The sequence below is a fragment of the Variovorax boronicumulans genome (assembly GCF_019352895.1).
GTDB classification, from domain to species: Bacteria; Pseudomonadota; Gammaproteobacteria; order Burkholderiales; family Burkholderiaceae_C; genus Variovorax; species Variovorax boronicumulans_A.
Genome location: NZ_JAAAFX010000004.1, coordinates 1,207,992 through 1,231,679, shown reverse-complemented (window position 1 = coordinate 1,231,679; position 23,688 = coordinate 1,207,992). Strand labels below are relative to the sequence as shown.

The 23,688-nt window shown below is 69.1% G+C and carries 25 protein-coding genes; 13 read left to right on the top strand and 12 right to left on the bottom strand.

Annotated elements, in window-relative coordinates; genetic code table 11:
• Positions 1–16 precede the first annotated feature (16 nt).
• Entirely contained in the window at positions 17–811 is a 795-nt protein-coding gene (locus K0H49_RS07265; RefSeq protein ID WP_219210706.1) for a TorF family putative porin, read from the bottom strand.
• Between the two features lie 165 nt (positions 812–976).
• Here K0H49_RS07265 and K0H49_RS07260 point away from each other — a divergent pair, with 165 nt between their 5' ends.
• Positions 977–1,954, top strand: coding sequence for a magnesium and cobalt transport protein CorA (locus K0H49_RS07260; protein ID WP_219210704.1), 978 nt, complete (start codon positions 977–979; stop codon positions 1,952–1,954).
• A gap of 25 nt (positions 1,955–1,979) precedes the next feature.
• Positions 1,980–2,609, top strand: coding sequence for a LysE family translocator (locus tag K0H49_RS07255; RefSeq protein WP_219210702.1), 630 nt, complete (start codon positions 1,980–1,982; stop codon positions 2,607–2,609).
• A 26-nt stretch (positions 2,610–2,635) separates the two neighbouring features.
• On the opposite strand, the gene K0H49_RS07250 is transcribed toward K0H49_RS07255, so the two are convergent.
• Positions 2,636–3,715 (bottom strand): hypothetical protein, encoded by a 1,080-nt coding sequence (locus K0H49_RS07250; protein WP_219210700.1) that lies wholly within the window; start codon positions 3,713–3,715, stop codon positions 2,636–2,638.
• Between the two features lie 234 nt (positions 3,716–3,949).
• Between K0H49_RS07250 and K0H49_RS07245 the strand changes: the two genes are divergently transcribed.
• On the top strand, positions 3,950–4,915 hold the full coding sequence (locus K0H49_RS07245; RefSeq protein ID WP_219210698.1) for an NAD(P)-dependent oxidoreductase: 966 nt from the start codon (positions 3,950–3,952) through the stop codon (positions 4,913–4,915).
• Here K0H49_RS07245 and K0H49_RS07240 read toward each other — a convergent pair.
• Genes K0H49_RS07240 through K0H49_RS07205 form a run of 8 tightly spaced genes read right to left on the bottom strand, consistent with a single transcriptional unit; the run spans position 4,875 to position 13,052 of the window.
• Positions 4,875–5,861, bottom strand: coding sequence for a Bug family tripartite tricarboxylate transporter substrate binding protein (locus K0H49_RS07240; protein ID WP_219210695.1), 987 nt, complete (start codon positions 5,859–5,861; stop codon positions 4,875–4,877). The two genes, K0H49_RS07245 and K0H49_RS07240, sit on opposite strands and share 41 nt — an antisense overlap.
• A 41-nt stretch (positions 5,862–5,902) precedes the next feature.
• Positions 5,903–7,075 (bottom strand): alpha-hydroxy acid oxidase, encoded by a 1,173-nt coding sequence (locus tag K0H49_RS07235; RefSeq protein WP_219210694.1) that lies wholly within the window; start codon positions 7,073–7,075, stop codon positions 5,903–5,905.
• Positions 7,076–7,100: 25 nt separating this feature from the next.
• Entirely contained in the window at positions 7,101–8,378 is a 1,278-nt protein-coding gene (locus K0H49_RS07230) for a TRAP transporter large permease (RefSeq protein ID WP_219210692.1), read from the bottom strand.
• Between the two features lie 25 nt (positions 8,379–8,403).
• On the bottom strand, positions 8,404–8,907 hold the full coding sequence (locus K0H49_RS07225) for a TRAP transporter small permease (protein ID WP_219210690.1): 504 nt from the start codon (positions 8,905–8,907) through the stop codon (positions 8,404–8,406).
• Between the two features lie 39 nt (positions 8,908–8,946).
• Positions 8,947–9,876 carry an amidohydrolase family protein gene (locus K0H49_RS07220; RefSeq protein WP_219210688.1) on the bottom strand — a complete coding sequence of 310 codons (930 nt, stop codon included), beginning with the start codon at positions 9,874–9,876 and terminating at the stop codon, positions 8,947–8,949.
• Complete coding sequence (locus tag K0H49_RS07215; RefSeq protein ID WP_219210687.1) at positions 9,873–10,865, bottom strand: TRAP transporter substrate-binding protein; 993 nt, start codon at positions 10,863–10,865, stop codon at positions 9,873–9,875. Before K0H49_RS07215 ends, K0H49_RS07220 begins: the two co-directional genes overlap by 4 nt.
• Before the next feature lie 37 nt (positions 10,866–10,902).
• Positions 10,903–11,868 carry a Bug family tripartite tricarboxylate transporter substrate binding protein gene (locus K0H49_RS07210; protein ID WP_219210686.1) on the bottom strand — a complete coding sequence of 322 codons (966 nt, stop codon included), beginning with the start codon at positions 11,866–11,868 and terminating at the stop codon, positions 10,903–10,905.
• A gap of 47 nt (positions 11,869–11,915) precedes the next feature.
• Positions 11,916–13,052, bottom strand: coding sequence for an iron-containing alcohol dehydrogenase (locus K0H49_RS07205; protein WP_219210681.1), 1,137 nt, complete (start codon positions 13,050–13,052; stop codon positions 11,916–11,918).
• Between the two features lie 308 nt (positions 13,053–13,360).
• Here K0H49_RS07205 and K0H49_RS07200 point away from each other — a divergent pair, with 308 nt between their 5' ends.
• The 6 genes from K0H49_RS07200 to K0H49_RS07175 all read left to right on the top strand — a co-directional run bounded on the left by K0H49_RS07200 (position 13,361) and on the right by K0H49_RS07175 (position 19,005).
• Complete coding sequence (locus K0H49_RS07200; RefSeq protein WP_219210672.1) at positions 13,361–14,140, top strand: enoyl-CoA hydratase-related protein; 780 nt, start codon at positions 13,361–13,363, stop codon at positions 14,138–14,140.
• 38 nt (positions 14,141–14,178) lie between these two features.
• Positions 14,179–15,402 (top strand): CaiB/BaiF CoA transferase family protein, encoded by a 1,224-nt coding sequence (locus tag K0H49_RS07195; protein WP_219210670.1) that lies wholly within the window; start codon positions 14,179–14,181, stop codon positions 15,400–15,402.
• Between the two features lie 30 nt (positions 15,403–15,432).
• The gene (locus tag K0H49_RS07190) at positions 15,433–16,425 is read left to right on the top strand and encodes a Bug family tripartite tricarboxylate transporter substrate binding protein (protein WP_219210668.1); all 993 of its coding nucleotides are present in this window, start codon (positions 15,433–15,435) and stop codon (positions 16,423–16,425) included.
• 16 nt (positions 16,426–16,441) lie between these two features.
• Positions 16,442–17,353, top strand: a complete 912-nt coding sequence (locus tag K0H49_RS07185; protein ID WP_219210666.1) for an amidohydrolase family protein — start codon at positions 16,442–16,444, stop codon at positions 17,351–17,353.
• 66 nt (positions 17,354–17,419) lie between these two features.
• Positions 17,420–18,613 (top strand): DUF6402 family protein, encoded by a 1,194-nt coding sequence (locus K0H49_RS07180; RefSeq protein ID WP_219210665.1) that lies wholly within the window; start codon positions 17,420–17,422, stop codon positions 18,611–18,613.
• Positions 18,614–18,807: 194 nt separating this feature from the next.
• A complete protein-coding gene (locus K0H49_RS07175) occupies positions 18,808–19,005 on the top strand; it encodes a hypothetical protein (protein ID WP_219210663.1) in 198 nt (65 codons plus the stop codon).
• Positions 19,006–19,020: 15 nt separating this feature from the next.
• Here K0H49_RS07175 and K0H49_RS07170 read toward each other — a convergent pair whose 3' ends face one another.
• Positions 19,021–19,485, bottom strand: a complete 465-nt coding sequence (locus K0H49_RS07170; RefSeq protein WP_219210661.1) for an EVE domain-containing protein — start codon at positions 19,483–19,485, stop codon at positions 19,021–19,023.
• 19 nt (positions 19,486–19,504) lie between these two features.
• Positions 19,505–20,455, bottom strand: coding sequence for a transcriptional regulator GcvA (locus K0H49_RS07165; protein ID WP_219210659.1), 951 nt, complete (start codon positions 20,453–20,455; stop codon positions 19,505–19,507).
• A 208-nt stretch (positions 20,456–20,663) separates the two neighbouring features.
• On the opposite strand from K0H49_RS07165, the gene K0H49_RS07160 reads away from it, so the two are divergent.
• The 4 genes from K0H49_RS07160 (at position 20,664) to K0H49_RS07145 (ending at position 23,687) form a co-directional block, all read left to right on the top strand.
• Positions 20,664–21,074 carry a thioesterase family protein gene (locus K0H49_RS07160; protein WP_219210658.1) on the top strand — a complete coding sequence of 137 codons (411 nt, stop codon included), beginning with the start codon at positions 20,664–20,666 and terminating at the stop codon, positions 21,072–21,074.
• A 178-nt stretch (positions 21,075–21,252) separates the two neighbouring features.
• Positions 21,253–21,774, top strand: coding sequence for a PPC domain-containing DNA-binding protein (locus tag K0H49_RS07155; RefSeq protein WP_219210656.1), 522 nt, complete (start codon positions 21,253–21,255; stop codon positions 21,772–21,774).
• A 303-nt stretch (positions 21,775–22,077) separates the two neighbouring features.
• Positions 22,078–22,740 carry an aldehyde dehydrogenase iron-sulfur subunit PaoA gene (gene paoA / locus K0H49_RS07150; protein WP_219210654.1) on the top strand — a complete coding sequence of 221 codons (663 nt, stop codon included), beginning with the start codon at positions 22,078–22,080 and terminating at the stop codon, positions 22,738–22,740.
• Positions 22,737–23,687, top strand: coding sequence for an FAD binding domain-containing protein (locus tag K0H49_RS07145; RefSeq protein WP_219210652.1), 951 nt, complete (start codon positions 22,737–22,739; stop codon positions 23,685–23,687). The genes paoA and K0H49_RS07145 overlap by 4 nt, the downstream gene beginning before the upstream one ends.
• The last annotated feature ends 1 nt before the right edge of the window (position 23,688 follow it).

Sequence of the window (23,688 nt, the reverse complement as noted above, 5' to 3'; positions counted from 1 at the left end):
GCCCCCTGTCGGCGCATCACAGGGTCTTGGCCAGCGTCAGCACCAGCCGCGGCCGGTTGGGCGACCAGCCGGCGTCGGGGCCGCTGGTCAGCGCGTAGGCGCGCTCGTGGCTCGCGCCCTGCATCGCGCCGCCCAGCGACACGCCGCTGCCCAGGTCCAGGCTGGCGCCCACGCTGTAGTCGACGAAGCTGCGGTAGCCCAGGCGCCGGATGTCGCTGGCCATGCGGGTGTGGCCCAGCGCCGCCTTGAGCGTGACGCCCGCGCCGATCTCCTTGCTGTAGGCCAGGCTCAGGTAGCCGGTGTTGCGGCCCGACAGGCCCGAGCCCGCGGCGCTGCCCGCGTAGTTGAAGTAGTCCTTCGACACGGTGTGCGCGTACTTGAGCGTCACGCTGCCCAGCGTCGCGTCGGTGTAGCTCGCGCCAGCGTACAGCTCGGTCGTGTTGCCCGCATGGTTGCCGGGGTAGAGGTAGGTCAGCGCGCCGAGGTCGATGTCGAACACGTCGGCCTTGAACTTGTAGCCGCCGTACAGGTCGCTTTCGATGCTGTTGCCGGCCAGCCAGCCGACGCTGGCGTTCCAGTTGCCCACATACCAGCCGCTGTCGCCGAAGGCGTGGTCGAAGCCGCCCTGCAGCGAGGGCTTGAGCGCGCGGGTCTTGGCGCCGCCGTCGTGGCCCAGCACGTCCTGGTCCTGGCCGCGAAACTTGTAGTCGCTGCTGAGCGCGATGTTGGCCGTGGTCTGGGCGTTGGCGAAGGCCGGCAGCACGGCGAGTGCGAGCAGGGCCAGGGTGGAGTGCGAGGTGGGGAAATACATGAAGAGAATGAGCTGGGAATGAGGAAGCGCGAGCGTAGAAGCGGGCGCGTAAAACCCGCGTAAAAAGGCGGGGCCCCGGCGTAAAAAGGCGTGCGGGCGGCGTCGGGCCACGCAGGCCGGCGCGTGGCAAGATGCACACGTCTCCATCGCTCCACGGTCTTTCGCATGCTCATCAATTGCGTTGTCTACGAAGACGGCTCCAAGCTCGCCGACATCCCCGTGAGCCGCATCGGCGAATACCTCTCGCTGCCGCGCTGTTTCGTCTGGGTCGCGCTGAACGACGCCTCGCAGGAAGAACTGCTCGAACTGCAGCAGGCCTTCGACCTGCACCCATTGGCCGTCGAGGACGCGCAGAACGGTCACCAGCGACCCAAGGTGGAGGAGTACGGCGACTCGCTGTTCGTGGTGCTGCACCTGCTCGATGCCGACGCCGACGCGCCGCGCACCGCCATGGAGGTCGGCGAGCTCGACGTGTTCGTCGGTCGCAACTATGTGGTGTCGGTGCGCAACCGCAGCAGCCACGGTTTCGTCGAGGTGCGCGAGCGCTGCCAGCGCGAACCCGAACTGCTCAGGAACGGCCCGGGCTTCGTGCTTTATGCGCTGATGGACGCGGTGGTCGACCGTTACTTCCCGGCCATCGACGCCTTCGACGTCGAGCTCGAGGGCATCGAGGAGCGCATCTTCACGCAGGGTGGGGCGCGCGAGAACATCCAGGGCCTCTACGGCCTGAAGCAGCGGCTCACGGTGCTCAAGCACGCGGTCGCGCCGCTGCTCGAGGGCGCCAACAAGCTGCACGGCGGCCGCGTGCCGCAGCTCTGCGTGGGCACGCAGGAATACTTCCGCGACGTGCTCGACCACCTCAACCGCATCAACGGCTCCATCGACGCGATGCGCGACACGATCGGCATCGCGATCCAGGCCAACCTGTCGATGGTCACCATCGCCGACGGCGAGGTCACCAAGCGGCTCGCCGCCTGGGCCGCGATCTTCGCGGTGTGCACCGCCTTCGTCGGCATCTGGGGCATGAACTTCGAGCAGATGCCCGAGCTGAAATGGCGCTACGGCTATGCGATGGCGCTGGGCCTGATCGTCAGCATCTGCGGCTACCTCTACTACCGCTTCCGCCGGGCCGGCTGGGTCTGAGCGCGCGCCCCTTCCGGAGAAAACCATGTTCCCCCTCGACCTGCTGCTGACCTACGTGGCCGCCTGCCTGATCGTCGTGATCGCGCCCGGCCCCGACAACATCCTCGCGATCAGCCGGGGCCTGAGCCAGGGCCGTGCCGCGGCCTGCCTGTCGGCCACCGGCGCCGGGCTGGGGATCATGGTGCATGCGCTGGCCGCGGCGCTGGGCCTGTCGCTGCTGATCCAGGCCTCGCCCGTGGCCTTCTGGGTGGTCAAGGCGGTGGGCGGGGTGTATCTGCTGTGGCTGGGCTGGAAGGCGCTGGCCTCGCGCAACCTGATCTCCTTCGAACCCCGCGCGCACCAGTCGCTGCGCAAGGTCTTCTTCACCGGCCTGCTGTCGAACGTGCTCAACCCCAAGCCGGGCCTGTTCGTGCTGGCCTTCCTGCCGCAGTTCGTGAGCGCGAGCCGCGGCCCGGTGGCGGTGCAGATGCTGGTCTACGGCGCGATCTTCGCGCTGCTCACGGCCGTGATCTTCTCCGTGCTGGGCTGCTGCGCCTCCACCCTGTCGGCCTGGCTGCGCCGCCACCCGCGCTTCGGCTCCGGCCTCAACGTGGGCGCGGGCCTGACCTTCATCGCGTCGGGGCTGTCGGTGCTGGCGCTCAAGCAGCGCGCTTGAAGGGCGCTGCCTGAGGCCATGGCCGCCTAGTCGAGCAGGTTGATCTGCAGGTAGCCGACGTTGGCGGAGGGCGCCGCGCCGCCGACGAGCACCAGGAGCTTCGTGTTGTAGATGGCGAAGTATCCGGCACCTGGTGCGGCGTTGGAAATGTCGCGCATGCCGAGCGGTCCCGTGGTCCCCAAGCCCCCGAAGAAGTTCGTGGACGTGGACGTGCTGCCGTTGGCGGCGATCACGTTGCGCGTGTTGCCCGTGGCGCTGAGGGTGACCTTGCCCCACGAGCCACCGGTCGACGCCCCGTAGCCGGCGGCGGCGTTCCACACCGGGGTGTCCTGCACGCCGATCCGCATCAGGTAGCGCCCGGCGATCGCGATGGAGGCACCGCCCGAGAGGTAGACGTTCTGGTTGCCGATGCGCGCGACCGAGAAGCGGCTGGTGTCGTTGGGGTTCGCGTCGTTGACCATGCGCCAGGTGCCGGCCACATCGGTGGGCGCGACGGTGTAGGTCAGGAGCACGTTGGCCGGGCAATTGGCGATGCTGAAGATCTGCATGCTGTTGCAGAGCTTGAACACCGTGCCGCCTGCGGACAGCGACGTCTGCGTGATCGCCGAGCCGTCGCCGGCCGCTTCACGGCTGATGCCGAACAGGTTGTAGGTGCCGTCGAGCTCTGCCGCGGCCGTGATCAGCTTGCGCGCCGCGATGAAGGGCTTGACCACGTAGGTGGGGGTGGCCGCCAGTGGCTCGACAAAGGGGAAAGCGCCGACCACCGCGTCGGTCGTGACCCGGAAGCGCGACACGTTGGCTGTCGACGGCGCCCGGTCGCTCTTGAAGAAGTAGCTGCCGGCTTCGGATGCATCCGTGCCGAAGGTGTTGGAGACCGGGTGGCTGCCGTCCTGGTCGGTGAAGGTATAGCGATTCTGGTCGAAGTCCAGGCTCAGCTGGTATTGCAGCCCGTTGCTCGCGTAGACCCGGTAGCTGCCGTTGCGCGCGTCGGCGGTCGGGACGTCGGGCGCCGAAGGTGTCGCAGCGCCACCACCACCACCTCCTCCTCCACACCCTGTCAAACCTGCCAGTGCAGCCACGCAGGCCAATGAAAACAGAATCCTCATGCTCTTCCTTGTGTTGTTATCGCTGGCGCGGCGAGATGCCGGCGCCACCCGGGAAGATACATGCTGTTTCAAGTGCGGGCGATGCGGACCGACACCCCGCTGAATACCTTGGTGACACCTCGACGCCGCAGCGCTTGAAGCGCATGAGTTTTTGTCACCCGCTGCGCGAACTTTTCTGGTTTGCCGCCCGACTTCTCGTTGCCTAGACTGCGGGCCGACTCCACAAGGTATCGCATGACTTCCCATTCCACTTCCGCCCGACCGCGCCTGGGCTTCATCGGCCTCGGGCTGCTGGGCTCGGCCATGGCGCAGCGCCTGCTCGAACAAGGCTGGGCGCTCACGGTCTGGAACCTCGAGCCCGAACGCATGGCGCCGCTGGTCGCGGCCGGCGCGGTCGCGGCGCCGAACCCGGCGGGCGTGGCCGCGGCCAGCGACATCGTGCTGCTGTGCGTGCTCGACGGGCCGGCCGTGCAGGCCTGCGTCTTCGGCGACGGCGGCATCGCGTCGGCCGGACCCGCGGCGGGCAAGCTGCTGCTCGACCACTCCACCATCACGCCCGACGCCACGCGCGCCATGGCCGCGCGGCTGGCGGCCGAGACCGGCATGGGCTGGGTCGATGCGCCGGTGTCGGGCGGGCCGCTGCAGGCGCGCGACGGCACGCTCACGCTCATGACCGGCGGCAGCGAGGCCGACTTCGCGCGCGCCGGGCCGGTGTTCGCCGACCTCGCGGCCAACTGCACCCGCATGGGGCCGGTGGGCGCGGGCCAGGCGGCCAAGACGATCAACCAGGCCATCGTCGGCACCGGCTATGTGCTGATGGCCGAGGCGCTGGTGCTGGCCGAGGTCGCCGGCATCGCGGCCGCCGACCTGCCGCGCTGCCTCGCGGGCGGGCTGGCCGACAGCGGCCTGCTGCAGAAGATCTACCCGCAGATGCAGGCGCGCGATTTCGCGCAGCCGCGCGGCTATGCGCGGCAGCTGCTCAAGGACATGCGCGCGGTGCAGGCGCTGTCGTCGCAGCTGCAGCTCGACCTGCCGCTGGTGGCGGCCGCCACCGCGCGCTATGCAGACTACGTGGGCCGCGGCAACGAGACGGCCGACTCGGCCTCCGTCGTGCGCCTCTACGACGAGGAGGCCGGCCTCAGCGCCGGGCAGGGCGCGCCTATTTCTGCAGCAGCACCACCCGGCTCAGGATGTCCTTGATGTAGGCGCTCTCCTGGGCCATGCGGGCCTCGAAGGCCGCGCTGTCCAGGTCGGTGTCGACGGTGAAGTTCAGCCGTTCCATGTCGGCGCGCAGCGAGGGCTCCTTCATGGTCTTGGCGGTCGCCGCCTTGAGCACCGCGATCACCTCGGGCGGCGTGCCCTTGGGCACAGCCAGGCCGCGCCAGGTGCCGAGCTCGAGGTCGATGCCGCGCTCCTTGAGCGTGGGCACGGTCTCGAAGCCCTTCACGCGCCGGTCGGCCATCACGCCCAGCGCGCGCAGCTTGCCCGCGGCGATGTGGGCCGCGACCTCGGGCGTGCTGACGGTGACCGCGTCCACATGGCCGCCCAGCAGCGCGAGCACGGCCGGCGCACCGCCCGCGTAGGGGATGTAGTTGAAGCTGGCGCCGGTGCGGTCGGCCAGCGCGGCCGCCGCCAGGTGCCACATCGAACCCTGGCCCGCATTGCCGACGCGGACGTTGGCGTCGGGCTTCTTCGCCGCGGCGACGAACTGCTCCAGCGTGGTCCAGGGCGCGTCGGTGCGCACCACCACCACGGCCGGGTCGGCGTTGAGGCGGGCGATGGGCGTGAGGTCGTTCCAGCCGAACTTGGCCAGCCCGATCTGGTTCAGGAAAGTGACCTCCACCGTGGTCAGCGCCAGCCGGTAGCCGTCGGGCTTGGCGTTGATCACGTCGTTCCAGCCGATCACGCCGGCCGCGCCGGGCTTGTTGACCACCACGATGGGCTGCGGCAGGTGCTTCACCGCCGCGGCGGCGAAGCCGCGCGCCATCACGTCGGCCCCGCCCCCGGCCTGGTAGGGCACCACCAGCTCGATCGGGCGCACCGGATAGTCCGCGGCCTGCGTGGCGCCGGTGGCCAGCAGGCCGCCGAGGGCCAGCGACACGGCGAGCAAGGGGCGAGGGGAACGGAAGGAAGCGAGGGTCGGCATGGTGTCTCCAGGGGTGGCGGAAAGGCGAGCGTGCGTTGCGCTCAGAACATGGGGAAGCCGGGCGATGGTGCGGGTTCGTCGAGCAGGATGCTGCGGTCCACCGTGCGCACGTCGGTGCGCCCGCAGAAGGCCATGGTCAGGTCCAGCTCCTTGTGGATCACCTGCAGCGCGCGCGTCACGCCCGCCTCGCCCATCGCGCCCAGGCCGTAGAGCATGGCGCGGCCGATGAAGGTGCCCTTGGCGCCCAGGGCCAGCGCCTTGAGCACGTCCTGGCCCGAGCGGATGCCACCGTCCATGTGGACCTCGATGCGGTGGCCCACGGCCTCGGCGATGCGCGGCAGCGCGCGGATCGAGGAGGGCGCGCCGTCGAGCTGGCGCCCGCCGTGGTTCGACACGATCAGCGCGTCGGCGCCGCTGTCGGCCGCGAGCTTCGCGTCGTCCACGTCCTGGATGCCCTTGAGGATCAGCTTGCCTGGCCACTCCTTGCGGATCCAGGCCACGTCCTGCCAGTTGAGCGTGGGGTCGTACTGCTGCGCGGTCCAGTCGGCCAGCGAGCTCATGGTCTCCACGCCCTCGACATGGCCGACGATGTTGCCGAAGCTGCGGCGCTTGGTGCCCAGCATGCCCGCGCACCAGCGCGGCTTGCTCGCCATGTTGAGCAGGTTGGGCAAGGTGAGCCGCGGCGGCGCCGAGAGGCCGTTGCGCAGGTCCTTGTGGCGCTGGCCGCTGATCTGCAGGTCGAGCGTGAGCACCAGCGCCGTACAGTTGGCGGCGTGTGCGCGCGCCATCAGCCGCTCGACGAAGGCGCGGTCGCGCATCACGTAGAGCTGGAACCAGAAGGGATGGCCGTCGGTGGCCTCGGCCACGTCCTCGATCGAGCAGATGCTCACGGTCGACAGCGTGAACGGGATGCCGAAGGCCTTGGCCGCGCGCGCCGCCAAAATCTCGCCGTCGGCGTGCTGCATGCCGGTCAGGCCGGTGGGCGCGATGGCCACCGGCATCGCCACGTCCTGCCCGAGCATCTGCGTGCGCGTGCTGCGCGCGCCGATGTCCACCGCCACCCGCTGGCGCAGCAGGATGCGCTGGAAGTCGGCCTCGTTGGCGCGGTAGGTGCTCTCGGTCCAGGAGCCGGCGTCGGCGTACTCGTAGAACATGCGCGGCACGCGCTTCTTCGCGAGCAGGCGCAGGTCTTCGATGTTGGTGATCAGGGTCATGAAGCAGGGGGGAAGGAAAGGGAGATCAGCGCAGCCAGCTCGCCGGCACCAGGATCAGCTGCGGGAACAGCACGAACAGGAACATCAGCGCGGTCAGCGAGAGCAGGAAGGGCCAGACGCCCGAGATCACGCTGTCGAGGCTCACGCGCGCCGTGCCCGCCACCACGTTGAGCACCGTGCCCACGGGCGGCGTGAGCAAGCCGATGGCGTTGTTCATGATGAACATCACGCCGAAGTACACCGGATCGATGCCGGCCTTGGTGATCACCGGCATCAGGATGGGCGTCATGATCAGCACGGTGGGCATCAGGTCGAGCGCGGTGCCCACGATGATCACCAGCACCATGATCACGAACATCAGCAGGACCGGGCTGTCGACGAAGGGCTCGAGCAGCGCCGTCACCTGCGCCGGGATGTTGGCGATGGTGATGAGCCACGCCGACACCAGCGCGCAGGCCACGAGGAACAGCACCGTGCTCGAGGTCTTGGCGGCGCTCAGCACCAGTTCGGGCACGCGCGAGAGCTTGAGCTCGCCGTAGACGAACATGCCCACCACGAAGGCGTAGACCACCGCCACCACCGCGGCCTCGGTCGGCGTGAAGACGCCGAACTTCATGCCGCCGATGATCACGATCGGCAGGATCAGGGCCCACACGCCGTCGAGCAGCGCACGGCCCAGTGCGGCGCCGCTGAATTCGCGCACCGCCACGCTCTTCTCCTTCTTCGCGCACAGCCACCAGGTGGCGGTGAGCGTGAGCGCCATCATGATCCCGGGGAACAGGCCGGCCAGGAACAGCTTGGTGATCGAGACCTGTGCTACCACCCCGAACACCACGATGGCGATCGAGGGCGGGATCACCGGCGCGATGATGCCGCCCGCGGCGATCAGCCCGGCCGCGCGCGGCACGTTGTAGCCGGCGTTGCGCATCATCGGGATCAGCAGCGCCGCCACCGCCGCGGTGTCGGCCACGGCCGAGCCCGAGATGCTGGCGACCACCGTGGCCGCGATGATCGCCACGTAGCCCAGGCCGCCGCGCACGTGGCCGACCATCGCGTCGGCCACCCGCACGATGCGCGTCGAAAGGCCGCCGGCGTTCATCAGTTCGCCGGCCAGCATGAAGAAGGGCACCGCCATCAGCGGGTAGTTGTTGACGCCCTCGAGCATGTTCTGCGCGAGGATCTGGGTGTCGAAGGTGCCCAGGTGGACCATCAGCGCCACGCCGCAGAACAGCAGCGCGAACGCGATGGGCATGCCGAAGGCCATGGCCCCGAGCAGCGAGGAAACGAAGACGAAGATGGTCATGCGTGCTTTCGGAATCGGAGGTTCGTCATTCGCCGGCGCTGCCGGTGTCGTTGACCAGTTCGGAGCGCGGCATGCGCCCGCTCAGCAGGCGCCAGAGCGAGCGCACCAGCAGCAGCGCCATGCCGGCGCTGCTCACCAGCAGGCAGGCATAGACCACGCCGATGGGCACGCCCGTGACCGGCGCGCGGTCGTCCATGCCGATCACGACCAGCTTCCAGGCGCCGTGCACCAGCAGCAGGCAGCAGCCCAGCGCGCCCACGTCGGCGACGAAGCGGCAGAAGCGCTGGCCGCGTTCGCCCAGCCGCGCGACGATGGTCGACATGCCCAGGTGCATGTTGTCCTTCATGACCATCAGCGCGCCGATCAGCGTGAGCCACATGAAGACGAAGCGCGAGGCTTCCTCCGAGAAGACGATGCCCGAGTTGAAGGCGTAGCGCAGCACCACGTTGCCGAACACGAGCGCGACCATGACGGCCATCATCGTGATCATCAGCACGTTCGCGGTGCGCTCGAAAAGGCGGGACAGCATGACGGTCTCCTGTTGTTGTCGGTATGGGATGCGTCGGCTTCAGCGGCTGGCGGGCGCGATGCGGTAGACGCGCAGCGCGTTGCCGCACCAGATCGCGTCGCGCGCCGCCGCGTCCAGCGGCGCCAGCGCCTCGGCCACCGTGCGCACCACCTCGGAGAAGGGCGCACGCAGGCCCGACACCGGCAGGTTGCTGGCGAACATGCAGCGCTGCGCACCGAAGATCTCGACCGTCTCGCGGATCACGCGCACGTTGCTCGCGGCGTCCCAGGGCGCGTCGGGCAGGCCGAACTCGGACAGCTTCACCACCACCTCGGGCAGGGCGGCGAGTGCCGTCATGCCGCGGCGCCAGTGCGCGAGGCCGTCCTCGCTGCGGTCCCAGGGCAGGCCCGCATGCTCGACCGCCACGCGCAGGCCGGGAAAGCGCGCGATGGCCTCGGCCGCTTCCTCCAGGTGCCAGTAGGGCACGCGCACGTCCCACAGCAGGTCGTGCTCGCGCAGCAGGCCCAGGCCCGCGAGCCAGGGTTCGTGCTGCAGCGTGCCGGGCTGGCCGCGCACGCTGTCGACCGGGCTGCGCGCGATGCGGGGCTTGCAGCGCACGCCGCGCACCAGCGGCCATTCGGCCTGCTGGCGCATCTGGGCCTCGGCGTCGAGTGCGAGGAACTCCACGTTGGCGATCACCGCGTCGGGAAAGCCGTGCTGCGCATGGACGGCGTGCAGCCAGCGCGTCTCGGCCAGCGACTCGGCGCGCGAGCGCTCGGCTTCCACGTGCACGGTGGCGACGATCGGCAGGCCCGCGGTCACGGCGCGGTAGTCGGCCACGCCGAAGTCGCGCTGCAGCACGCTGTAGTCGCCGAGGAAGAAGGCTTCGGCGTCGTAGCCGTCCTGCAGCCAGGGGAAGTGGCCCTCCGCCAGGTGCCAGAGGTGGTGGTGCGCGTCGACGATCGCGGTGGGGAGCGGCGGCGTGCTCACGGCTGCGCGTCCATGGCCTTGAGCACCGCGTCGCCGTTCTTCTCGACGTAGAGCTTGCGCGTCTCGTCGCGCACGATCTGGCGGATGCTGGCGATATCAGGGTTCTCGTTGATCTGCATGCCCTTGGCGCGCAGCTGGGCGATGGCGTCCTTCTCGCCGTCGGCGTTGAGCTTGCGCTGGAAGTTCGCGGCGGCGGTGGCCTCCTCGAGGATGACCTTCTGGAACTCGGGCTTGAGCGATTCGAAGCGCGCCTTGTTCATGATCACCACCAGCGGGGTGTAGGCATGGCGCGTGAGCGAGAGGTACTTCTGCACCTCGTACATCTTCGACGACAGCATCAGCGTGGGCGGGTTCTCCTGGCCGTCGACCGCGCCCGACTCGAGCGCACCGAAGACCTCGGCGAAGGGCATGGGCTGCGGGTTCGCGCCCAGCAGCTGGAAGGCTTTCAGGTGCGAAGGGTTCGGCGTGGTGCGGATCTTCAGACCCTTGATGTCGGCGGCGGTGTTGATCGGCCGCTTGTTGTTGCCCAGGCTGCGGAAGCCGATCTCCCAGAAGGCCAGGCCCTTGATCTGGTGCGCGCCCAGCTCGTCGAGCAGGCCGCGGCCGACCGGGCCGTCGAGCGTGCGGTAGGCCTGCTGCGCATCGGCGAACTGGTAGGGCAGGTCGAGCGCGTTGAGCTTGGGCGCGAGGCCGGTGACGAAGGGGTTGCCGGTGGCGCCGATGTCGATGGTGCCGCTGCGCACGCCGGTCACCAGCGTCACGTCGTTGCCCAGCTGGCTGTTGGCGAAGACCTGGATCTCCACCCCGCCCTGGGTGCGTTCCTTGACGCGCTTGCTGAAGTCGAGCGCGGCCTTGTGCTGCGAGTCGCTCTCGGGCACGGTGTGGCTGAAGCGCAGCTTGACCGGCGTCTGCGCGGCGGCCGTGCCGGCGCCGAGTGCGAAGGCGAGGGCCAGCAGGCCGCCCGCGAGGGGCTTGAAGGGTGTGTGCATGCTTGTCTCCTGTGGTGGATGGCTGCCGCGATGCGGCTCAGACCGTGACCTTGGCGTCCTTGACCACCTTGGCCCATTTCTCCTTCTCAACCGCGATGAAGTCGACGAATTTCGCGGCCGAGCCGCCGCCGTCCTCGGCGCCGTAGCTGGCCAGCTTCTCGGCCACGTCGGGCATCGAGAGCACCTTGTTGAAGTCCTCGTTCATGCGCTGCACCATGGCCGGCGCCATGCGCGCCGGGCCGGCCAGGCCGTACCAGGTGCTGGCGTCGAAGCCCGGGTAGCCCAGCTCGGCCACGGTCGGCACGTTGGGCTGGGCCTTCGAGCGCTGCGGCCGGGTCTGCGCGATGGCCAGCAGCTTGCCGCTGGCCACGTGCGGCGTGGCCGAGGTCATGGTCTCGAAGCTGTAGTTGATCTGGCCGCCGATCAGGTCGGTCAGCATCGGCGCCGAGCCGCGGTAGGGCACGTGCAGCGCATCGACCTTGGCGCGCAGCTTGAACAGCTCGGTCGCCAGGTGCTGCGAGGCGCCCGCGCCCGAGGAGCCGAAGGTGATCGCGCCGGGCTGGGCGCGGCACAGCGCGACCACGTCCTTGAGCGTGCGCGCCGGCTGGCTGGTGTTGCAGATCAGCAGGTTGGGCGTGATGCCCACCAGCACGATGGGCGTGAAGTCGCGCTCCACCACATAGGACAGCGTGGGGTAGAGCGCGGGCGCGATCGCGTGGTTGCTGATGTTGGTCATCAGTAGCGTGGTGCCGTCGCCGGGCTGCTTGGCCACGTACTCGGCCGCGATCACGCCGCCCGCGCCGGTCTTGTTCTCGACGGTGACCGGCGTGCCCCACATCACCGACAGCTTTTGCGCCATCACGCGCGCCATCACGTCGGTGCCGCCGCCGGGCGGGAAGCCCACCACGATGCGGATCGGGCCGCTCGGCAGCGGCGATTGCGCGTGCACCAGCGGCACGCTGCAGGCGGCGAGGGTGGTGGCGAGGAAGTGGCGTCTTTGCATGTCTTTGTCTCCGGTTTTTTCTTTGGAAAGGCCGCTGTCGAAGGGGCTCAGAGCGAGTCCATCAACATCGCCTGGTAGTCGGCGGGGCTGGCCTCGCGCGGGTTGGTCTTGTGGCAGTGGTCCTTGAGCGCGCCCTCGATCACGCGCGGGAAGAGCTCGGGCGACACGTCGAGCGCGGCCAGGCCGGTGGGCAGGCCGAGCCGGCGGTTCATCGCGTCCACGGCGGGCGCCACCTCGTCGGCGCTGCCCAGGCCCATGGCCTGCGCCATGCGCGCGAGCCGCTGCTCCTGCTGCATCGACGGGGCCTCGGCGTTGAAGCGGATCACGGCCGGCAGCAGGATCGCGTTGAGCGTGCCGTGGTGCAGCCGCGGGCTCAGGCCGCCCATCGAATGGCTCAGGCTGTGAACGCAGCCCAGGCCCTTCTGGAAGGCCAGCGCGCCCTGCATCGAGGCGCTCATCATGTGCAGCCGGGCCGCGCGGTCGCCGGGCGTCGAGGTGGCGGTCTCGATGTGCAGCCAGCCGCGGCGCAGGCCGTCGAGCGCGATGCCGTCGGCCGGCGGGTTGAAGGCCGGCGCCATGAAGGTCTCCATGCAGTGGGCGATCGCGTCCATGCCGGTGGCGGCGGTGAGCAGCGGCGGCAGGCCCAGCGTGAGTTCGGGGTCGCACAGCGCGACGCGCGGCACCAGGTGGGGCGAGAGCACACCGACCTTACGGCCGTCATCGAGGATCAGCACCGCGCCGCGGCCGACTTCGCTGCCGGTGCCGGCCGTGGTGGGCACGGCGATCACCGGCGCGGTGGCGGCGGTGATGCGCGCCGCGCCGCCTTCGATGGCCGCGAAGGACTTGAGCGGGCCTTCGTGCGTGGCGCACACCGCCACGCCCTTGGCCAGGTCGATCGGCGAACCGCCGCCGACCGCGACGATGCCGTCGCACTGGTTCTCCACGTACATCGCCACCGCGGCGCGCATCGCCCGCTCGGTGGGGTTCGAGGGCGTGCCGTCGAACACCACGAAGGGCAGGCCGCCCAGCTGCGCGGTCACGCGGTCGAGCACGCCCGCGGCGCGCACGCCGGCGTCGGTGACCACCAGCGGCCGGCGGATGCCGATGCGCTCGCATTCCTGCGCGAGCAGCTTGACGGCGCCGAAGTCGATCTGGATCTGGGTGATGTAGTGGATGAGGGCCATGCGGTCTCCGGTCGGGCTGCGAAATCGGGTGTTGTCTCGTCGACGGCGGCCTCGGCTGGGCGCTCTGCCGTCGTGGGCCGCGAGTCTAGGAAGGGGGCGCCGGCGGGGCAACGTGGAATAACTTGAAGCCCGACCGAGAAAAATTCACAAGCCATGCGCTGGGAGCGACGCGAGTTTTTCTTGAAGACCGGCCCAGTTTTTTTCGTTTGTCGGCAGGGCGTGCCATTCCTAGACTTCGGGCCGTTCACACCCCTCATCCCACGCCGCCGAAGAAGGCGCGGCGCACCACACGAAAGAGACGCCCCGACATGACCCCGCTCATCCTCATCGAGCGCGACGAGCGCATCGCCACCGTCATCCTCAACAAGCCCGACAAGATGAATGCCATGGACCTGGGCATGTGGCAGGGCCTGACCGACGCCTTCGCCGAGCTGTCGGCCGACGACGAACTGCGCTGCATCGTGCTGCGCGGCGCCGGCGGCAAGGCCTTCTCGGCCGGCGCCGACATCGAGGAGTTCACCCGCCTGCGCTCCAGCGCGGCCCAGGCCGGCGACTACGCCAAGGTCACGCATGCCGCGATGCAGGCCATCGCGCACAGCAAGCACCCGACGCTGGCCGTGATCGAGGGCGCCTGCGTGGGCGGCGGGCTGGAGATCGCCTCGGTCTGCGACATGCGCATCTGCGGCACGTCGAGCCGCTTCGGCGTGCCGGTCAACAAGCTGGGCCTGGTGATGTCGTACGGCGAGCTGGGCGGCCTGGTCGACCTGGTGGGCAGCGCGACCGCGCTCGAGATCGTGCTCGAGGGCCGGGTGTTCGACGCCAAGGAGGCCTTCGAGAAGCGCCTGGTCAACCGCGTGGTCGACGACGCCGAGGTGCTGGCGCAGGGCCAGGCCACCGCGCGCCGCATCGCCAACGGCGCGCCGCTGGTGGCGCGCTGGCACAAGCAGTTCGTGCGCCGGCTGGCGCAACCGCAGCCGCTGACGGCCGCCGAGGCCGACGAGGCCTACGCCTGCTTCGACACCGAGGACTTCCGCATCGGCTTCCAGGCCTTCCTCGCCAAGACCAAGCCGGTCTTCACGGGCCGCTGAGTGCGCCTGATCCCCCCGACATTCCCACGGAGCATCGCGTGACCCTTCCTCTTTCCCGCATCAAGGTCCTGGACGTCAGCCAGATCATGGCCGGCCCTTTCTGCTGCATGCTGCTCGGCGACATGGGCGCGGACGTCATCAAGGTCGAGACGCCGGGCATCGGCGACCAGACCCGCAAGTCGATGGGCTTCCGCCTCAAGGGCGAGGACAGCGGCGGCTTCCTGGCGCTCAACCGCAACAAGCGCAGCGTCGAGATCGACCTCAAGAGCCCGGCCGGCCTCGAAGCCTTCTACGCGCTGGTGAAAGAGGCCGACGTGCTGGTCGAGAACAACCGCCCCGGTGTGGTCGCGCGGCTCAAGATCGACTACGCCACCCTGCGCGAGATCAACCCGCGGCTGGTCTACGCCAGCATCTCGGGCTTCGGCCAGACCGGCCCCTGGTCGCGCCGCCCCGGCCTCGACCTGATCGCGCAGGCCATGACCGGCGTGATGAGCGTGATGGGCCATGCGGGCCAGCCGCCCGTCAAGTCGAGCGTGCCGCTGGCCGACCTGGGCGCGGGCTTGTTCGCGGCCTACGGCATCCTGAGCGCGATCATCGGCCGCGGCATCACCGGCGAGGGCCAGTTCATCGACGCCTCGCTGTTCGAGACCGCGCTGAGTCTGTCGGTGTGGGAATCGGCCGAGTACTGGGGCACGGGCGAGGTGCCGGTGCCCATCGGCAGCGCCAACCGCATGAGCGCGCCCTACCAGGCGGTGCGCGCGTCCGACCGCCCCTTCGTCATCGGCGCGGCCAACCAGAAACTCTGGAAGGCGCTGTGCGGCGTGATCGGGCGCGACGACCTGGTGCAGGATGCGCGCTTCACCGACAACGTGCTGCGCATCCGCAACCGCGAGGTGCTGATCGCCGAGATCGAGGCCGAGTTCGCGCGCGGCACCGCCGACGAATGGGTCGCCGCGCTGCTCGCCGCCGGCGTGCCCGCGGGCCCGATCTACGACTATGCCGAGGCGCTGAACAGCGAACAGGCCGTGGCGCGCGACATGGTGCTCACCATCGACCATCCGGTCGAAGGCAAGACCCGCGCGCTGGGCTTCCCGGTCAAACTCAGCGGCACGCCGCAGCAGGTGCGCCATCCCGCGCCGCTGCTGGGCCAGCACACCGAGCAGGTGCTGGGCGAGATCGGCCTGTCGGCAGAGCGCATCGACGCATTGCGCCAGGCCGGCGCCTTCGGCCCGGCCAAGGTCGGAGCCGCGGCCGCCAGCTGAAGCGAGACGAACAAGGAACGGAGACACGACATGACGACAGAACAATCCTTCGACCCCGCGCGCCGCCACGGCCTGCGCGCGGCCCTGATGCTCGGCGCCACGCTGGCCGTGCCCGCCTGGGCCCAGCCCGGCGCCTACCCGAGCAAGCCGATCGAGCTGGTCGTGCCTTGGCAGGCGGGCGGCGGCGCCGACGTGGTCGGCCGCTCCTTCGGTGCCGCGGTCGCCAAGTTCCTGCCGCAGCCGCTGGTGGTGGTCAACCGCCCCGGCGCCAGCGGCGTGCTGGGCCTGGGCGACGTGGTCAACGCCAAGCCCGACGGCTACAAGATCGTGCTCTCGTCGACCGAACTCACCTTCCTCAACCACCTGGGCCTGGCCAAGTTCTCGTACAAGGACCTGCGCCCGATCGCGCGCCTGAACGCCGACCCGGCCGCGGTGGTGGTGCGCGCCGATGCGCCCTGGACCACGCTGGAGCAGTTCCTCGACGCCGCGCGCAAGGCCGACGCGAACATCCGCGTGGGCAACGCCGGCCATGGCTCGACCTGGCACATGGCGGCCGCGGCGCTGGGCGAGAAGACCGGCGCGAAGTTCAACCACATCCCCTACCCCGGCGGCGCGCCCGCGGTGCTGGCGCTGCTGGGCGGCCACATCGAGGCGGTGACGGTCAGCACGGCCGAGGTGTCGAGCTACGTGGCGGCCGGCAAGCTCAAGGCGCTGGCCGTGATGGCCGACAAGCGCGTGGCCGACGGCTTCGAGACCATCCCCACGCTCAAGGAGCGCAACATCGACCTGTCGATCGGCATCTGGCGCGGCCTCTCGGCGCCGCGCAACACGCCCGACGAGGTGATGGCCGTGCTCAAGGCCGCGACCGCCAAGGCGGTCAAGGAGCCGGTCTGGATCGACGCGCTGACCAAGCTGCACTTCAGCACCGACACCTACGCCGACGACGCGACGCTCGAGGCCGTGATGACCCGGGAGAGCGCCTTCTTCAAGGAGCTGGCGGGCAAGCTCAAGCTCGCGGGCTGAGCGCGAGAATCCGGCGATGGATTTCGAGTTCGACGAACCCTTCATCGACGCGCACCAGCACTTCTGGGACCTGGGCGCCAACCCCTATCCCTGGCTGCAGGGCGAGACGGTGCCGAACTTCCGCTACGGCGACTATTCGGCGCTCCAGCGCAACTACCTGCCCGAGGACCTGGCGCGCGACACGCGCGGCCATGCGCCCGCGGGCACGGTGCACATCGAGGCCGAGTGGGACCGGACCGACCCGGTGGCCGAGACACGCTGGCTCACGCAGCTCGCGCAAACCCACGGCCGGCCCACCGCGCTGGTCGCGCACGTGGCGCTCGACCATGGCGACGCGCCCGCGCTGCTGGCCGCGCAGGCCGCCTTCCCGCTGGTGCGCGGCATCCGGCACAAGCCGGTGACGGCGGCTTCGGCCGATGTCGCGCAGCGCGGCCTCGCGGGTTCGATGGACGACGCGCGCTGGCGCCGCGGCTATGCGCTGCTGCAGCCGCATGGCCTGTCCTTCGACCTGCAGGCGCCCTGGTGGAACCTCGACCAGGCGGCGGACCTGGCGCGTGATTTTCCGCAGACCTTGCTGATCCTCAACCACACGGGCCTGCCCGCCGACCGCAGCCCGGCCGGGCTCGCGCGCTGGCGCCGCGCGCTGGAGGCGCTGGCCGCGCAGCCCAACACCGCGATCAAGATCTCGGGGCTGGGCCAGCGCGGCAAGCCCTGGACGCAGGCCGACAACCTGCCGGTGATCCGCGACGCGATCGCGATCTTCGGCGCGAGCCGCAGCCTGTTCGCGAGCAATTTCCCGGTCGACAGCCTGGTGGCCGGCTACGGCACGATCCTCGCGGGCTTCGTGGCCGCCATTGCCGACCGGCCCGCACACGAGCGGCGTGCGCTGCTGCACGACAACGCGGTGCGGCTCTACCGGCTGGAGTGAACGGGGCTGGTGCTGCCTCGAAGAGACGCGCAAAATGACCGCGCGTTTTTTCCAGGGAGTACATGAATGGCCAAAGCCATCGAAGGAAAACTCACGTACCTCAAGTCCAGCAACTTCTTGCGGCGCTGGACCGTGCGTGAATGCGAAGTCTGCGATCTCGCGGATGTGAAGCTGTCTTCCGCGCGGCCCGCACCGCGCGTTGCACATGCGCGGCCCAAGGAGGTTCCACCGCGGGCGAATAAAACGGTGCCTGCCAGAAAGAAGCTGACGTCGGAAGACCGGCTCGTGAACCTGCTGAACATGGCATTCGCGACCGCCGATGCGGTGTCTCGCTTTTCTGATTGGGTGCGCAGTCCGGCGCCGCCACCCGCACCACTCCTGCCCCCGGCGCCACCGCCTCCCCCGGCACGCAAACCCGTTCCACCCTTCGACATCCAGGATGTGCCCAAGGCCATGCGCAAGGTCGGCATGCCGATAGCGGCGAAGCTGCAGGAGCGGTGGTTTGCAGGGCAGGCGAACTATTCAAGATCCTCGCAGGACCTCATGGATGAGATCGATCAAAGCGGGGCGCGATATGCGCAGGCCATGGTCGATTCGACGACGGTCAAGATGGAGTGGGTTCTATCGTTCGCGCGCGCAAAAAAGGAATTCGATGAACTTGTCAATGCGCATTTGTGGACGCCCGCAGCACTCGAGATCTTGCGACGCAAGTTGATGCCCTATCGGGCTCGCCAGGATATCGTTGCATGGAATGTAGCCAATTCTGATTTCCTGGCGTTTCATCAAAAATTCCAGTTCCAGTTCCAGCCGGTCAACGCAACCTGGGCGCAGCGGATCGGCGAATTCCTCGATCGATCGGCCAAGGCGAATGGCGTGCCCGATGACCTCACTGGTGCCTTGGGCGCGTTCAATGCCGCCGTTCAGTACGCCTACTTCGACCATCCGAGACCTGAGGTCGTGGTAACGCATATCTCTGTATACGTGCGCGATCCCTATGAGTTCTCCGACGATCAGTATCTTGGGCATTGGAGTCCCAGCCATGTAGCGGTGGTGCCCGCACATCAATTGGCAGGAGGATCGGGCTGGCTCGACTATCCGATAGTGGACGGCAGCGTGCATGAAAAGGATGCCGTGCTGTATCCCGTGACGAACAAGGACTACCGGGACTGGCGTTTTCAATACGCCCAAGGGGGGGACTTCATGATCTATACGGATCGCGTCAGCGTGAAACTCGATCGTCCGATTCGGGTCCGGCTTTGATTGCCATGCATCGCGTCGCAAGGCTGGGGTCTGTGCTCATTCGCTGTGCGGCATGGCTTGCGGTGCTCGTCTTCGTGTTTCAGGTGTCCGACTACCTTGTTGACGCCAGAAAGAGAACGACAAGAGCGCCATCCTGCCAATGGAACGCGGTACCCGATGCAGGCAATGCACCGTACACCGCGAGGTGGTGCAAGTTGACCAATGACACGGTGTGGATCCAACTCCACGATGCCGATGGCCAGAAAATGCTTGCCGATCGAACCTACTTCCAGCTAGGTACCCCCAATGTCGGTTGGGCACAGGACCGCATCTGGTACGACACCTATCCCGAAGACGCCTACATCGCCTTGCCGCCCACACTGCTCGATCGCCTGCGCGCCAAGTTGCCTTGAGGCTCCCGTCGGCCCTCAGGCCAGCAGAACCTCGGTGATCAGCCGCCAGTGCGCTTCGTCCACCGGCGTGATCGACAGCCGGTTGCCGCGCTGGAGCACCACCAGCTCGGCCAGCGCCGGCGTGGCGCGCAGCTCGGGCAGGCCGAGCAGACGGGTCTTGCGCAGGGCCTGCACGTCCAGCAGCAGCCAGCGCGGCGCATCGGCCTTCGAGGCCGCGTCGAAGTAGGGCGAGGCGGGGTCGAACTGCGTCGGGTCGGGGCGCGTGCCCGAGGCCACGCGCGCGATGCCGGCAATGCCCGGCTCGGGGCAGCTCGAGTGGTAGAACAGCACGCCGTCGCCCACCTGCATGCCGTCGCGCATGAAGTTGCGCGCCTGGTAGTTGCGCACGCCGGTCCAGGGCACGGTGGATGCGGGCGCGGCCAGCGCGTCGTCGATCGCGCATTCGTCGGGCTCGGACTTCATCAGCCAGTAGCGGGTCATGGCGCGTCTCCTCCCTTTGTCAGGACGCGAAGGCCGTCAGGCCGGCGATGGCCGGGGCCACGCCGGACGGCTCGCTCGCCACCTCCTGGCGCACCCAGTCGACGAAGGCCGCGATGCGGCGGTCGTGGACCCGCTCCTCGGGGTAGACGATGAAGTAGGAGAACTCCACCGGCAGGCTGATGTCGAAGGGCCGCACCAGCAGGCCGTCGGCCAGGTCCTTGAGCACCCAGTTCTTCTTGGCCAGCGCCACGCCCAGGCCGTCGACCGCGGCGTTGATCACCAGGTGGCTGGGCCAGAACGAAGGGCCGCGCGTGGCATCCACGTCGGTCACGCCGGCATGCTCGAGCCACATGGCCCAGTGCGGGTTGCTCACGTCGCTGTAGGTGCTGTCGTCGTGCAGCAGCGTGTGGAAGCGCAGGTCGGCCGGTGTGTGCAGCGGGTGCTCGCCGCGCATCAGCGCCGGGCTGCAGACCGGGAACACCTCGACCGGCAGGCACAGCTCGGAATGCAGGCCCGGGTACCGGCCGCGGCCGTAGCGCACCGCCAGGTCGAAGTCCTCGCGCGCGAAGTCGACCATGTGCTTGGAGGTCGAGACCTTGAGGTCGATCTCGGGATGCGCCTTCATGAAGCGGTCCATGCGCGGGATCAGCCACTTGACCGCGAAGGTCGGCGGCACGTTGATCTTGAGCGCGGGCATGCCCTGGGTCTGCAGCTGGTGCGTGGCATGCGCGAGCTGCTTGAAGGCCTGCTGCACACCCGGCAGGTAGGCCTTGCCGGCGGCAGTGAGCGAGAGCGACTTGGCGTCGCGCGTGAACAGCGCGATGCCCAGGCTTTCTTCCAGCGTCTTGATCTGGTGGCTGACCGCCGAGGGCGTGACGAACAGTTCCTCCGCGGCGCGCGTGAAGCTCAGGTGCCGGGCGGCGACTTCGAAAGCCCTCAGGGGATTGAGCGGCGGGATGGGGCGCGACACAGTGGATTCCTTCGATGACCGGCCCGGATCGACAGACCCGGTGCGCCGAGCTGCACCTTGCAGGTCGGGAGCGCCGAGTGTGCGCCAAAAGCCTTCAATATTTTCTCCGCATTCGCCCTAGAAAAACTCGTTTGCCCGTTGGCGGGTGCCTTCCTAGACTGCGCTCTGTTCACACTCCCACGCGCTGCGGCGCCCTTGGAAAATCGGCATGACAAACGAACTCGTGGTGGGCGCCGTCGCCCATCGGCAACTGGTGGTGGACCGGCCGCGCACCGTGGACTTCCTGGGCGAGGCACTGCGCCTCTACGCCACGCCCGAGCTGGTGCGCGACGTGGAGCAGACCTGCCTCGACTTCCTGCTCGGCCATGTGGCCACGGGCGAGAACTCGGTGGGCACGGCGATTGCACTCACGCACGGCGGCGCCACGCTGCTGGGCCAGGCGGTGCGCATCGAGGCGCGCGTGAACGCGGTCGACGGCCGCAGCGTGGGCTTCGACTTCACGGTGCACGAGGGCGACAAGGAAGTCGCGCGCGGCACCCACAGCCGCTTCGTGGTGAACGTCGAGCGCCTGCGCGCCAAGGTGCAGGGCAGCCTGCCGAAGACCGCCGCCGCGGGCTGATCTCCTTCGGCCTCCGCGGAGGCCTCCAGCGTCGAACGACTGCGCGCACGGCCCCGGCCGCGCGTGCAGCCGTTCCTCACCCGGCCGGAACCGTTCGAGGGGCGGCGACGGCCATCGCGCGGCGCAAGCCGCATCCGTGCATCACCCTCTCACCCAAACCAAGAAATCGAGGCATCCCATGGTCATCAAGACTTTCACATCCCTGTGCATTGCGCTGCTCGCCGCGCTCGCCTTCGGCACGTCGGCCCAGGCGCAGGACCTGACCGGCAAGGTCACGCGCACGCCCACCGGCTACCTGATGGTGCTGCGCAACGGCGACGACGTGCTCGCGCACATCGAGAAGCTGGCGCAAGTCGAGCAGATCCAGAGCGCGAGCATCTTCGGCATCGGCTTCATGCGCGAGGCGACCTTCGGCTTCTACGACTTCTCGAAGAAGGTCTTCAACCCGAAGACCTTCAAGGACGTCGAGATGGCCAACCTCACCGGAAGCATTGCGTGGAAGGAAGGCAAGCCCTCGATCCACGCCCACGGCATCGTGACCGACGGCACCTTCATCGGCGCCGGCGGCCACTTCCTCGGCATGACGGTGGGCACGGGCTCGTGCGAGATCACGGTGATCCTGCATCCGCAGCGGCTGGAGCGCTTCGTCGACCCCGCCATCGGCGCCAACGTGCTGGGGCTGTACCCGGGCGCGAAGTAAGGCGATGCGCGCCAGCCCGGGCGTGTTGTGCACCGTGGCGGTGCGAGCACGCCCCGCCGCGCGCTTAGGCTGGATTCGACAGCTGCCGTAGGAGGGGGCCGACGGCGCCTGATCGCGCGGGGCCATCTCCCTCTGAGGCGCGGCTTCGGGCGCCGATTTGCCCTCACTGCTGGGCACGGGGTCGGGCGCTGCGCCTCTGGTGTGATGCGCCATCGGTCCCTAGAGTGGTTCGTTCGGTGTGCGAGCGGCGGGCGATGCCCGTGCAGCGCTCGACACCGCCTCCCCACGAAGAAGGACGAACCCATGCAAACCTCGAACCATTTGCCGATCACCCGGCGTGGCCTGCTCGCCGCCGGCGCGGCATCCGCCTCGGCCACCATGGTCGCCAGGCCGGCCCAGGCGCAGGACGCCGCGCGCTCCCCGAACACGCCCGCCGGCGGCCCGCCGCTCACCACCGTGACGCTCCAGGTCAACGGCAAGACCCAGCGCATGGCGCTCGACACGCGCACCACGCTGCTCGATGCGCTGCGCGAGCACCTGCACCTCACCGGCACCAAGAAGGGCTGCGACCACGGCCAGTGCGGCGCCTGCACCGTGATCGTCGACGGCCAGCGCATCAATTCCTGCCTCACGCTCGCGGTCATGCACGAGGGCAGCGCGGTCACCACCATCGAAGGCCTGGGCACGCCCGAGCGGCTGCATCCGCTGCAGGCGGCCTTCGTCAAGCACGACGGCTTCCAGTGCGGCTACTGCACGCCGGGCCAGATCTGTTCGGCCGCGGGCGTGCTCGACGAGATCGCGAAGGGCATTCCCAGCCACGTGAGCGAGGACCTGAACGCGCAGCCGATGTTCTCGGCGGGCGAACTGCGCGAACGCATGAGTGGCAACATCTGCCGCTGCGGCGCGTACAGCAACATCGTCGACGCGATCACCGAAGTCGCGGGCGGCACGGGAGCCAAGGCATGAAGTCCTTCACCTACCAACGCGTGTCCTCGACCGAGGACGCGCTGGCGCAGGCGGTGCGCGTGCCGGGCGCGAAGTTCATTGCCGGCGGCACCAACCTGCTCGACCTGATGAAGCTGGAGATCGAGACGCCGGCCCACCTGGTCGACCTCAACGGGCTCGGCCTGAAAACGATCGAGGCGACGCCCGAGGGCGGCCTGCGCATCGGCGCGCTGGTGAGCAACACCCAGCTCGCGGCCGACCTGCGCGTGCGGCGCGACTACGGCGTGCTGTCGCGCGCGCTGCTGGCCGGCGCCTCGGGCCAGCTGCGCAACAAGGCCAGCACCGCGGGCAACCTGCTGCAGCGCACGCGCTGCCCCTACTTCTACGACACGAACCAGGCCTGCAACAAGCGCCAGCCGGGCAGCGGCTGCGCGGCCCTCGGCGGCGTGAGCAAGCAACTGGCGGTGGTGGGCACCAGCGAGGCCTGCATCGCCACGCACCCGAGCGACATGGCGGTCGCGATGCGGGTGCTCGATGCCGCGGTCGAGACCCTGCGCCCCGACGGCACGCGCCGCGTGATCCCGATCGCCGAACTGCACCGGCTGCCCGGCACCACGCCGCAGGTCGAGACCGCGCTGGCCGCGGGCGAGCTGATCACGGCCGTCACGCTGCCCAGCCCCGTCGGCGGCACGCACATCTATCACAAGGTGCGTGACCGCGCGTCCTATGCCTTCGCCGTGGTGTCGGTGGCCGCCATCGTGCAGCGCGACGGCAGCGGGCGCGTCGCGCTGGGCGGCGTGGCGCCACGGCCCTGGCGCATGGAGCGCGCCGACGCGCTCATGCCGCGGGGTGCCAAGGCCGTGGCCGATGCGCTGTTCGCCGACGCCCGGCCGACATCGCACAACGCCTTCAAGCTGCCGCTGGCCGAGCGCACGCTGGCCGCCACCTTTGCCCAGGCGAGGAGCTGAG

What these genes read in the sequence shown, in the direction of transcription:
- K0H49_RS07265 (WP_219210706.1), bottom strand. Translation starts at nt 811, where the DNA reads ATGTATTTCCCCACCTCGCACTCCACCCTGGCCCTGCTCGCACTCGCC.
- K0H49_RS07260 (WP_219210704.1), top strand. Translation starts at nt 977, where the DNA reads ATGCTCATCAATTGCGTTGTCTACGAAGACGGCTCCAAGCTCGCCGAC.
- K0H49_RS07255 (WP_219210702.1), top strand. Translation starts at nt 1,980, where the DNA reads ATGTTCCCCCTCGACCTGCTGCTGACCTACGTGGCCGCCTGCCTGATC.
- K0H49_RS07250 (WP_219210700.1), bottom strand. Translation starts at nt 3,715, where the DNA reads ATGAGGATTCTGTTTTCATTGGCCTGCGTGGCTGCACTGGCAGGTTTG.
- K0H49_RS07245 (WP_219210698.1), top strand. Translation starts at nt 3,950, where the DNA reads ATGACTTCCCATTCCACTTCCGCCCGACCGCGCCTGGGCTTCATCGGC.
- K0H49_RS07240 (WP_219210695.1), bottom strand. Translation starts at nt 5,861, where the DNA reads ATGCCGACCCTCGCTTCCTTCCGTTCCCCTCGCCCCTTGCTCGCCGTG.
- K0H49_RS07235 (WP_219210694.1), bottom strand. Translation starts at nt 7,075, where the DNA reads ATGACCCTGATCACCAACATCGAAGACCTGCGCCTGCTCGCGAAGAAG.
- K0H49_RS07230 (WP_219210692.1), bottom strand. Translation starts at nt 8,378, where the DNA reads ATGACCATCTTCGTCTTCGTTTCCTCGCTGCTCGGGGCCATGGCCTTC.
- K0H49_RS07225 (WP_219210690.1), bottom strand. Translation starts at nt 8,907, where the DNA reads ATGCTGTCCCGCCTTTTCGAGCGCACCGCGAACGTGCTGATGATCACG.
- K0H49_RS07215 (WP_219210687.1), bottom strand. Translation starts at nt 10,865, where the DNA reads ATGCACACACCCTTCAAGCCCCTCGCGGGCGGCCTGCTGGCCCTCGCC.
- K0H49_RS07210 (WP_219210686.1), bottom strand. Translation starts at nt 11,868, where the DNA reads ATGCAAAGACGCCACTTCCTCGCCACCACCCTCGCCGCCTGCAGCGTG.
- K0H49_RS07205 (WP_219210681.1), bottom strand. Translation starts at nt 13,052, where the DNA reads ATGGCCCTCATCCACTACATCACCCAGATCCAGATCGACTTCGGCGCC.
- K0H49_RS07200 (WP_219210672.1), top strand. Translation starts at nt 13,361, where the DNA reads ATGACCCCGCTCATCCTCATCGAGCGCGACGAGCGCATCGCCACCGTC.
- K0H49_RS07190 (WP_219210668.1), top strand. Translation starts at nt 15,433, where the DNA reads ATGACGACAGAACAATCCTTCGACCCCGCGCGCCGCCACGGCCTGCGC.
- K0H49_RS07185 (WP_219210666.1), top strand. Translation starts at nt 16,442, where the DNA reads ATGGATTTCGAGTTCGACGAACCCTTCATCGACGCGCACCAGCACTTC.
- K0H49_RS07180 (WP_219210665.1), top strand. Translation starts at nt 17,420, where the DNA reads ATGGCCAAAGCCATCGAAGGAAAACTCACGTACCTCAAGTCCAGCAAC.
- K0H49_RS07170 (WP_219210661.1), bottom strand. Translation starts at nt 19,485, where the DNA reads ATGACCCGCTACTGGCTGATGAAGTCCGAGCCCGACGAATGCGCGATC.
- K0H49_RS07160 (WP_219210658.1), top strand. Translation starts at nt 20,664, where the DNA reads ATGACAAACGAACTCGTGGTGGGCGCCGTCGCCCATCGGCAACTGGTG.
- K0H49_RS07155 (WP_219210656.1), top strand. Translation starts at nt 21,253, where the DNA reads ATGGTCATCAAGACTTTCACATCCCTGTGCATTGCGCTGCTCGCCGCG.
- paoA (WP_219210654.1), top strand. Translation starts at nt 22,078, where the DNA reads ATGCAAACCTCGAACCATTTGCCGATCACCCGGCGTGGCCTGCTCGCC.
- K0H49_RS07145 (WP_219210652.1), top strand. Translation starts at nt 22,737, where the DNA reads ATGAAGTCCTTCACCTACCAACGCGTGTCCTCGACCGAGGACGCGCTG.